Genomic DNA, 7,823 nt, shown 5'->3' on the forward strand with positions numbered 1-7,823 from the left:
TTTTAATTTAGTTGTGCCAAAATTAGCTTACAAAGATTCATAAAATTGAATTTTTGAATATATTAAATTTTAAGATATTTTTTAGAAAAATATTAGCCATATCCTATCAGGAGGGGCTGATACACAAAACTTTTCACACTACCAAATAATTAAACAAATGAAGTTGCTATACTATTCAACAATCATAGAAATCATACAATTTAATTTATAGTTTGGACTATCTCGTCTTGCCGAATTTAGCTCAGGAGTATTAAAAGTTGAAACTCTGCAAATTTCAATATTTTCTAATGGTATTTCGCAGGAAATAAGTATATCTAAATTTGCTTCAACCATACTCAACTTATATTTTTCTCCAAAAGGTTTGAAGAATGAATCTCGATTTTTAAAAGCTTTAAATTCATCGTAGACATCTATTCCCACTTCATAATTACCTTGGTCAATGCTGGGGCCGATAAAACAGAGTATATTTTTTACATTACAACCAAAATCTTGAATCATTAAATCTAGAGCATTTTTTGAAATTTTCTTTACTGTGCCTCTCCAACCGGAGTGTACAACGGCTTGGACTTTTTTAACTGGGTCATACATCAAAACCGGAGTGCAGTCGGCAAATTTGATCACAAGGGCAATATCTTTTTTATCTGTAATCAGTCCATCTGTATTTTCAAACATTTTTCCATAAGGCATATCTATTCCGCTAAGACCATCTGCATACATAACATTGTCTGTGTGAAGTTGGTGTGCAGTATAAAATTTATCCGGTTTAATATCAATTATATTTGCAAAAAGATTCAAATTTTCTTTTATTTGTGGGTTGTCACGTATATCGTATGAAGAGCCGGAGATATAGTGTTTAAGTCCGGCATTTAATAATAATTTTGAAAAAATCATTTTTTACGAATCTCCTTTAACCATTCAGCTTCTTCCGGGCTGTGTGAAACGTGTTTGTCTATATTAAGTGAGTTTAAAATTTCTAAATCTTCTTTAGATAGTTCAAAATTAAATAAATCTATGTTTTCAAAAACTCTTTTTTCTTTTGTAGTTCTTGGAAGCACTACTACATCTCTTGCAATATTATATTTTAAAACTATTTGTCCAACACTCACATTATATTTTTTAGCTAATTTTAAAACAGCTTGGTCATTAAATAACTCTCCATTGGCTCTTGCAAGAGGACTCCAAGCTATGGGTTGTATGTTTTCTTTCTTTAGATAGTCTATAAAATTATTTAGAGTGAGCAAGGGATGGGTTTCGATTTGGTCAACATGAGGTTTTATATTTGCGGTCACAGAGAGTTTGTCTAAGTGATGTTTGTAGAAATTGCAAACTCCTATGTTTTTAAAAACACCTTGTTCATAGTAATCTTCTAAGACTTTCCAAGATTGTTCACTGTCTTCGCCTGGCCAGTGTAAATACATAATTTCCAAGCAGTCTGTTCTAAGTGATTTTAAAGACCTTTCGATACTTCTCTTAGTGGCATCTGCTCCGAAATCTGAAGGCCAAACTTTAGAAGCGATTTTAAATTTATTTAATTTTTCAGATTGTATTATCTCACCAATAAATTCTTCATTTTTATAAAAATAAGCAGTGTCTATTAATTCATAATTGGCTTCATGAGCAACAATCATAACTTTTCTAAGTTCAGGCTTATTTTCCAAAGTATATACACCAAGCCCAACAGCTGGTAAATTATTTCCATTGTATAAATCAAAATATTTCATAAAAACCTCCTAACAAAGTTTTGTTATAAATATTTTATCATAGATATTGCATTACAAATAACAACATAAAAAGATTAGTTATTATAGAACAGATTGTAAAATTAGAAATAGGTTTATTTACACATTTATCATAATTTAGTATAATATGAATAGATAATTTAAAATGTGGTAGGAGGATAGTAGATGGAATTTAGAAAAATGAGAAGAAGTGCGCAACAGTTATCTAATGAAAAATGTATTGAGATTTTAAAGAGAGAGCCAAGAGGTGTTTTGGCAGTTATAGGAGATGAGGATTATCCTTATGCACTTCCTTTAGACTTTGTATATGAAGAAGAAAATGGAAAGATTTATTTTCACTGTGCAAAAGTCGGATATAAGTTAGATGCTCTTAGAAATAACAATAAAGTTTCATTTTGTGTATATGATGAAGGATTTCGTAAAGAGGGCGACTGGGCATTAAACATAAAGAGTATAATTATATTTGGAAAAATTAAATTCATAGAAGATCAAGAAGAAACTATAGAGAGAGTTAGAAAACTTGCTCTTAAATACTATCCTACAGCTGAGGCGGTTGAAGAAGAGATTGTTAAGGCCGGAAGTAGAGTTCAGATGCTTGAGCTAACTATTGAACACATGACAGGTAAGTTGGTAAATGAGTCATAAGATAGTTCAGGGATTGGAAATAGAATCAAATATTAAAAAGAAATAGAAAGTATTTATGGTTTTGGTGTAATAACTAAGATATTAAAGATTAAAATTTAAAGTAAGTTTGTAGTTGGGGGAAATATGTCTGTAGAAAGTGTAAGAGAAGTTTTTAAGAGAGATGGATTAGAAGATTTAGTATTATATAGTGAAGTTATATCACACACTGTAGAGGATGCGGCAAGTTTAATAGGTTGTGAGCCAAAGCAAATAGCAAAGAGTATGTCTTTTATAAATGGGGAATATATTGTACTTGTAATTGCAAGTGGAGATGCAAAAATAGACAATTCAAAATATAAGGCAGAATTTACTTTCAAGCCAAAGATGCTTCCTTTTGAAGATGTTGAAAAGTTTACGGGACATTTACCGGGAGGGATATGCCCTTTTGGTTTAAAAGAAGGTGTAAAAGTTTATTTGGATGAATCATTGAAACGATTTGACATAGTTTACACCGGTGGGGGAGATGCTCATAATACAGTGAAGGTAAATATAGATCAATTGGAAAAATATTCTAACTATATTAAATGGGTTGATGTTTGTAAAAATTGGAAATAGTAATTTTGTTTTTTTAATAGAGGGTAAAAATTCACAAGAGAGCTACTGTTTTTATAAATCAGTAGCTTTTATAATGCTCACATATTTTGATTTTTTTCTAATAAGTATATTTTTAATCCGGCCTGTAATCCATATGTAATAACATTGTTTAAAAAAGATGAATCATTAATTATATTAGTTTCAATATTAAGTTTCTTTAAATTCTCTAATAAAATTTCATGAATAGAAGTTGAAACGGAGTAAGGATCTAAAGAATCATTTAAAGTTATGGAAGAAATATTTATATTTTTATATTCTCTACCTAGCAGGAAATCTAGACTTACATTGAATATGTCAGCTAATTTAATTAAAGTTTCTTTATCGGGGAAGCGCTCTTCTGTCTCATATCTTCCAACTGTAGCTCTAGATACATTCAATTTTTTTGATAAATCTAACTGAGTCATATCAGAACTAATTCTTAAGTTTTTTAATCTAGCGCCAAAAGATAACATACACTAATCATTCCTTAACAATATTTATTAATATACTTAAAATATCATAAAAGTACAAATAAAAATAATAATGAACCAAAATGACGAAATATAATTGACATGTTCCTAAATGGAGCATATAATGAAATTACACAGTACTGTAGTAATAAATAAGGAGATAACTTTATGTCATTATGGGATGTACTTATTGATGCAGGTTTGATGGGATTATTACTATTAGTAGGACAATTTTTAAGAGCAAAAGTAAAATTGTTTCAAAATCTATTGATGCCGGCATCGTTAATAGGAGGATTTATAGGCTTAATTTTAGGACCCGGAGTACTAAATATTTTACCTTTTTCTGATCAGTTAAGTGGTTATGCAGGAATACTTATAGCGGTTGTATTTGCATGTACTCCTATAGGTGATGAACCTATGAGTAAAGAAGATATTAAAGGTGTAGGAGGCTTTTTTTATCAAAATACAGGTATATTGATACTACAATATGCAGCAGGTATGACATTGGCATTGGGAGTATTAAATAAAATTTGGCCTAATTTAAATGATGGCTTTGGACTATTGATGGCAACGGGATTCTATGGTGGACATGGTACTGCGGCAGCAGTTGGTGCAGTTTACAAAGACTATGGTTGGCCGGAATTTTTTGACCTTGGAAATGCTTCGGCTACAGTAGGATTAGTAGGCGGTATAGTTATAGGAATGGCATTGATAAATTGGGGAACTCGTAAGGGCTATACAATTTATGTAAATTCACCTAAAGAACTACCGGAAGAAATAAGAACGGGTTTAATACCTAAAGATAAACAAAAGAGAGCAGGGAAAATAACAGTGTCTAATATGTCTTTAGATCCATTAGTATTCCACTTGGCTATAGCATTATTTGTCACCCTTTTGGGGAAATGGTTTTCTGGGCTTATAAAAGGATATGTTAGTTGGTTATCAATACCGGTTTTTGTGTCTGCTTTAATTTTTGGATATCTTGCTCAATTTGTTTTGAAAAAAACAGGGTCTGTGGAATATGTTGACAGAGGGACTATGCAAAGGATAAGCAGTTCGGCTACTGATTTATTGGTATTGTCAGCTGTAGCATCTTTGAAATTAGATGTAATAGCAGCTAATTTCGGACCGCTATTAATAAGCTTTATATTTGGATTGGTTTTAAACATAGTATGGTTTTTATATGTTAGTAAATATACTTCAAGTAGAGCTTGGTTTGAGAGAGGTATTATGAATTACGGAAGGTCTAACGGTGTTATAGCTACAGGAGTATTGTTAAATAGAGTTGTAGACCCGGATCAAAAATCAAGAGGGCTTGAAGATACGGGAATAACGGACTTGTTAAATAGACCTATAGCTATTGCACTGCAGGTATTACCACCACTATTTATTGTTTTAGGTGGGAAATGGCCTCAATACACCACATTAGCAATGTGGGCGGCATTTATAGTTTTGACAGTTTCAGCACTTATTTTTAAATGGTGGACTCCTGGCAAAATGCAAGGGAATCAAAAGAAGTAGTGAGGAAATAAAAAATGAATTATGATATTATGCACTTTGAAGCTCTAGGAAAAGAAGCTGAACATTTAGAAAATATAACAAATAAACTTATAGAAAATGGAAAGTTACCTAAAAATTTTAATTCTTTAATCACTCCTTTTACTATACAAGAATATTTTAAAGATAAAGAAGTAGAAATGCCGGATATAATAACTACAAAAACTCATTCTAAACTTCCAAAAAGATACGTATCAGAAGGAAATAAGAAGAGTGTTATAACTAGAAGTGCCGGATATGACCACTTTGAACATTTACAAAATGAAATAAATTTAACCAGCTTAAGAGAGTATTGTGTGGATGCTGTAGCTCAGACTGCAATTAAGTTTGTGTACTGTGTTTGCGGAAATTTAAATGAATATACTTTAAATACGAGTATATTTGAGAGAAAAAATAGTTCTTCTTTTATGGAATTAAATTTAAATCGAGTAGCAACTGTATATGGGGTAGGGAAAATTGGCAAAAAGATTTATGAAAATTTGAGTTATAATGGACTATCTGTACAGGCTGTAGACATCAGAAGTGAAGAATTGAAATTACTTGAAGAATATAAAGGTTTTAATTTTGTAACTCCGGAAGAAGCAATATTAAATAGCGATATAATTGTAAATGTGATGAATCTTACTAAAGATAGAGGAAGTAGATTTTATAATGAAAATTATTTTAGTGAGGAGTATTTACTAAAAGCTAAAAAACCATTGTATTTTGTAAATGTTACAAGAGGAGAAATAGCTCCCGAATCCACTCTTTTAAAATTATATAAAGAGAAAAAAATAGTGGGGATAGGAGTAGATGTATTCAGCAATGAATCAGAATTGACAAGCTATTTGCAAAATAATGATTTTTCTAAATGTAGTAATGAGGATATTATTGCAGCGGGAGAAATAATCAAAAATGGAATTGCCAAAGCTGAGAATTTTTATGTACAACCACATCAAGGATTCAATTCTGATTTGGCGGCAAAAACAAAAGCTGTTGAAGCAATGAACCATGTAGTATATTGGTTAAACAATAAAGATAAAAAATTTAAGGAACAATTACCGTATTATAAATAAGTTATTAAATCTTAAATATAAACCATCGCTTCTTCTTATGTATGTATTTATAATAAAAATATTTAAGATTTAGTATTTCCCGTGGATTAATTTCCACGGGTTTTTTGATTTGTATATAATCTTATAAAATAAAAAACGATTGTTCGATTGCGTTTACAAAAAACAATTGTTCGGGTATACTTAGGATAGGTGATGTAATGGAATTTAAAATTCATTCAGATTTTAAACCTATGGGAGACCAACCACAGGCTATTGATGGGTTAGTAGAAGGTTTAAATAATAATTTAAAGCATCAGACTTTACTTGGAGTAACTGGTTCGGGAAAGACTTTTACTATGGCTAATATAATTGAGAGGGTACAAAAACCAACTCTTGTAATAGCTCATAATAAGACTTTGGCTTACCAGCTTGCAAGTGAGTTTAAGGAATTTTTTCCTGAAAATGCTGTAGAATATTTTGTAAGTTACTATGATTATTATCAACCTGAGGCTTATGTGCCTCAAAGTGATACTTTTATTGAAAAAGATTCTTCTATAAATGATGAAATTGATAAATTAAGGCACTCTGCAACTATGAGTTTGTTTGAGAGAAGAGATGTCATTATAGTTGCTTCTGTTTCTTGCATATATGGTTTGGGGGACCCTATAGATTATGAAAATCTGGTAGTGTCTTTAAGACCCGGTATGCTTAAGGACAGAAATGAAATAATGAAAAAATTGGTGGATATTCAATATGTTAGAAATGATGTCAATTTTGTAAGAGGTACATTTAGAGTTAGAGGAGATGTTTTAGAAATATTTCCTGCTTTTTCTTCTGAAAATAGTATAAGGGTTGAGTTTTTCGGGGATGAGATTGATAGGATAACTGAAATGAATGCTCTTACGGGAGAAGTTATAGGATATAGAAAACATATTGCAATATATCCGGCTTCTCACTTTGCAACGTCTGAAGAAAAAGTAAAGAGAGCAATTGTAACTATTGAAGAAGAACTTGAGGAAAGGCTTCAAGTTTTAAAGGACCAAGAAAAGCTTTTGGAAGCGCAGAGAATAGAACAGAGGACGAGATATGATTTAGAAATGTTGTCTGAGATGGGTTTTTGCTCGGGAATAGAAAACTATTCAAGACACCTTTCTCAAAGACCGGCGGGTTCTAGACCGTACACTTTGATTGACTATTTTCCTAAGGATTTCTTGACTATAATAGATGAGTCCCATGCAACTTTGCCGCAGATAAGAGGTATGTTTAATGGAGACAGAGCAAGGAAACAAACTCTTGTAGATTATGGATTCAGATTACCGTCGGCACTTGACAATAGACCGCTACATTTTAGTGAGTTTGAAAAGCTGATGAATCAAACAATATATGTTTCTGCAACTCCCGGACCTTATGAAGAGGAACATGAACAGAATAAAGTTGAACAGATTATAAGACCGACCGGACTCTTGGATCCTGAAATCGAAGTCAGACCGACTAAGAATCAAATTGATGATTTGATTGGAGAGGTAAATGACAGAATAGATGCAGGAGAAAGAGTTCTCGTGACTACTCTTACTAAAAAGATGGCTGAGGATTTGAGTCGACATTTAAAAGAAATAGGCATGAAAGTAACCTATATGCACTCTGATATAGATACAATCGAGAGAATGGAAATCATAAGGGATTTAAGACTTGGTGTATATGATGTACTTGTGGGTATAAACTTGTTGCGTGAAGGCTTGGATATACCAGAAGTTTCTTTGGTAATT

Annotated in this window: 8 protein-coding genes; 5 read left to right on the forward strand and 3 right to left on the reverse strand. The window is 31.6% G+C overall.

What is annotated here, in order from left to right; all coding sequences use genetic code 11:
- Positions 1-171: 171 nt before the first annotated feature.
- Both pgeF and SOR77_RS00055 read right to left on the reverse strand, forming a co-directional pair.
- A complete protein-coding gene (pgeF, locus tag SOR77_RS00050) occupies positions 172-891 on the reverse strand; it encodes a peptidoglycan editing factor PgeF (protein ID WP_320635176.1) in 720 nt (239 codons plus the stop codon).
- A complete protein-coding gene (locus tag SOR77_RS00055) occupies positions 888-1,721 on the reverse strand; it encodes an aldo/keto reductase (protein ID WP_320635177.1) in 834 nt (277 codons plus the stop codon). The genes pgeF and SOR77_RS00055 overlap by 4 nt, the downstream gene beginning before the upstream one ends.
- Before the next feature lie 183 nt (positions 1,722-1,904).
- Between SOR77_RS00055 and SOR77_RS00060 the strand changes: the two genes are divergently transcribed.
- Together SOR77_RS00060 and SOR77_RS00065 are read left to right on the forward strand one after the other, a co-directional pair.
- On the forward strand, positions 1,905-2,384 hold the full coding sequence (locus SOR77_RS00060) for a pyridoxamine 5'-phosphate oxidase family protein (RefSeq protein WP_320635178.1): 480 nt from the start codon (positions 1,905-1,907) through the stop codon (positions 2,382-2,384).
- A 123-nt stretch (positions 2,385-2,507) separates the two neighbouring features.
- The gene (locus SOR77_RS00065) at positions 2,508-2,978 is read left to right on the forward strand and encodes a YbaK/EbsC family protein (RefSeq protein WP_320635179.1); all 471 of its coding nucleotides are present in this window, start codon (positions 2,508-2,510) and stop codon (positions 2,976-2,978) included.
- 77 nt (positions 2,979-3,055) lie between these two features.
- Here the strand turns inward: SOR77_RS00065 and SOR77_RS00070 are convergent, their stop codons facing one another.
- On the reverse strand, positions 3,056-3,469 hold the full coding sequence (locus SOR77_RS00070) for a helix-turn-helix transcriptional regulator (RefSeq protein ID WP_320635180.1): 414 nt from the start codon (positions 3,467-3,469) through the stop codon (positions 3,056-3,058).
- A 165-nt stretch (positions 3,470-3,634) separates the two neighbouring features.
- On the opposite strand from SOR77_RS00070, the gene SOR77_RS00075 reads away from it, so the two are divergent.
- The 3 genes from SOR77_RS00075 to uvrB form a co-directional block, all read left to right on the forward strand.
- Complete coding sequence (locus tag SOR77_RS00075) at positions 3,635-4,987, forward strand: sodium/glutamate symporter (protein WP_320635181.1); 1,353 nt, start codon at positions 3,635-3,637, stop codon at positions 4,985-4,987.
- Positions 4,988-5,001: 14 nt separating this feature from the next.
- Positions 5,002-6,078: an NAD(P)-dependent oxidoreductase gene (locus SOR77_RS00080; protein WP_320635182.1), complete on the forward strand. Its 1,077-nt coding sequence runs from the start codon at positions 5,002-5,004 to the stop codon at positions 6,076-6,078.
- 197 nt (positions 6,079-6,275) lie between these two features.
- Positions 6,276-7,823 (forward strand): excinuclease ABC subunit UvrB (gene uvrB / locus SOR77_RS00085; protein ID WP_320635183.1); only part of this gene is annotated, 1,548 nt, incomplete at its 3' end.

It is taken from the genome of Peptoniphilus sp., assembly GCF_034090345.1.
Taxonomy (GTDB): domain Bacteria; phylum Bacillota; class Clostridia; order Tissierellales; family Peptoniphilaceae; genus Peptoniphilus.

Excerpts from the sequence above, each read along its gene's own strand:
- SOR77_RS00075 (WP_320635181.1), top strand. The coding sequence starts at position 3,635 with ATGTCATTATGGGATGTACTTATTGATGCAGGTTTGATGGGATTATTA.
- SOR77_RS00055 (WP_320635177.1), bottom strand. The coding sequence starts at position 1,721 with ATGAAATATTTTGATTTATACAATGGAAATAATTTACCAGCTGTTGGG.
- SOR77_RS00070 (WP_320635180.1), bottom strand. The coding sequence starts at position 3,469 with ATGTTATCTTTTGGCGCTAGATTAAAAAACTTAAGAATTAGTTCTGAT.
- SOR77_RS00060 (WP_320635178.1), top strand. The coding sequence starts at position 1,905 with ATGGAATTTAGAAAAATGAGAAGAAGTGCGCAACAGTTATCTAATGAA.
- SOR77_RS00065 (WP_320635179.1), top strand. The coding sequence starts at position 2,508 with ATGTCTGTAGAAAGTGTAAGAGAAGTTTTTAAGAGAGATGGATTAGAA.
- pgeF (WP_320635176.1), bottom strand. The coding sequence starts at position 891 with ATGATTTTTTCAAAATTATTATTAAATGCCGGACTTAAACACTATATC.
- SOR77_RS00080 (WP_320635182.1), top strand. The coding sequence starts at position 5,002 with ATGAATTATGATATTATGCACTTTGAAGCTCTAGGAAAAGAAGCTGAA.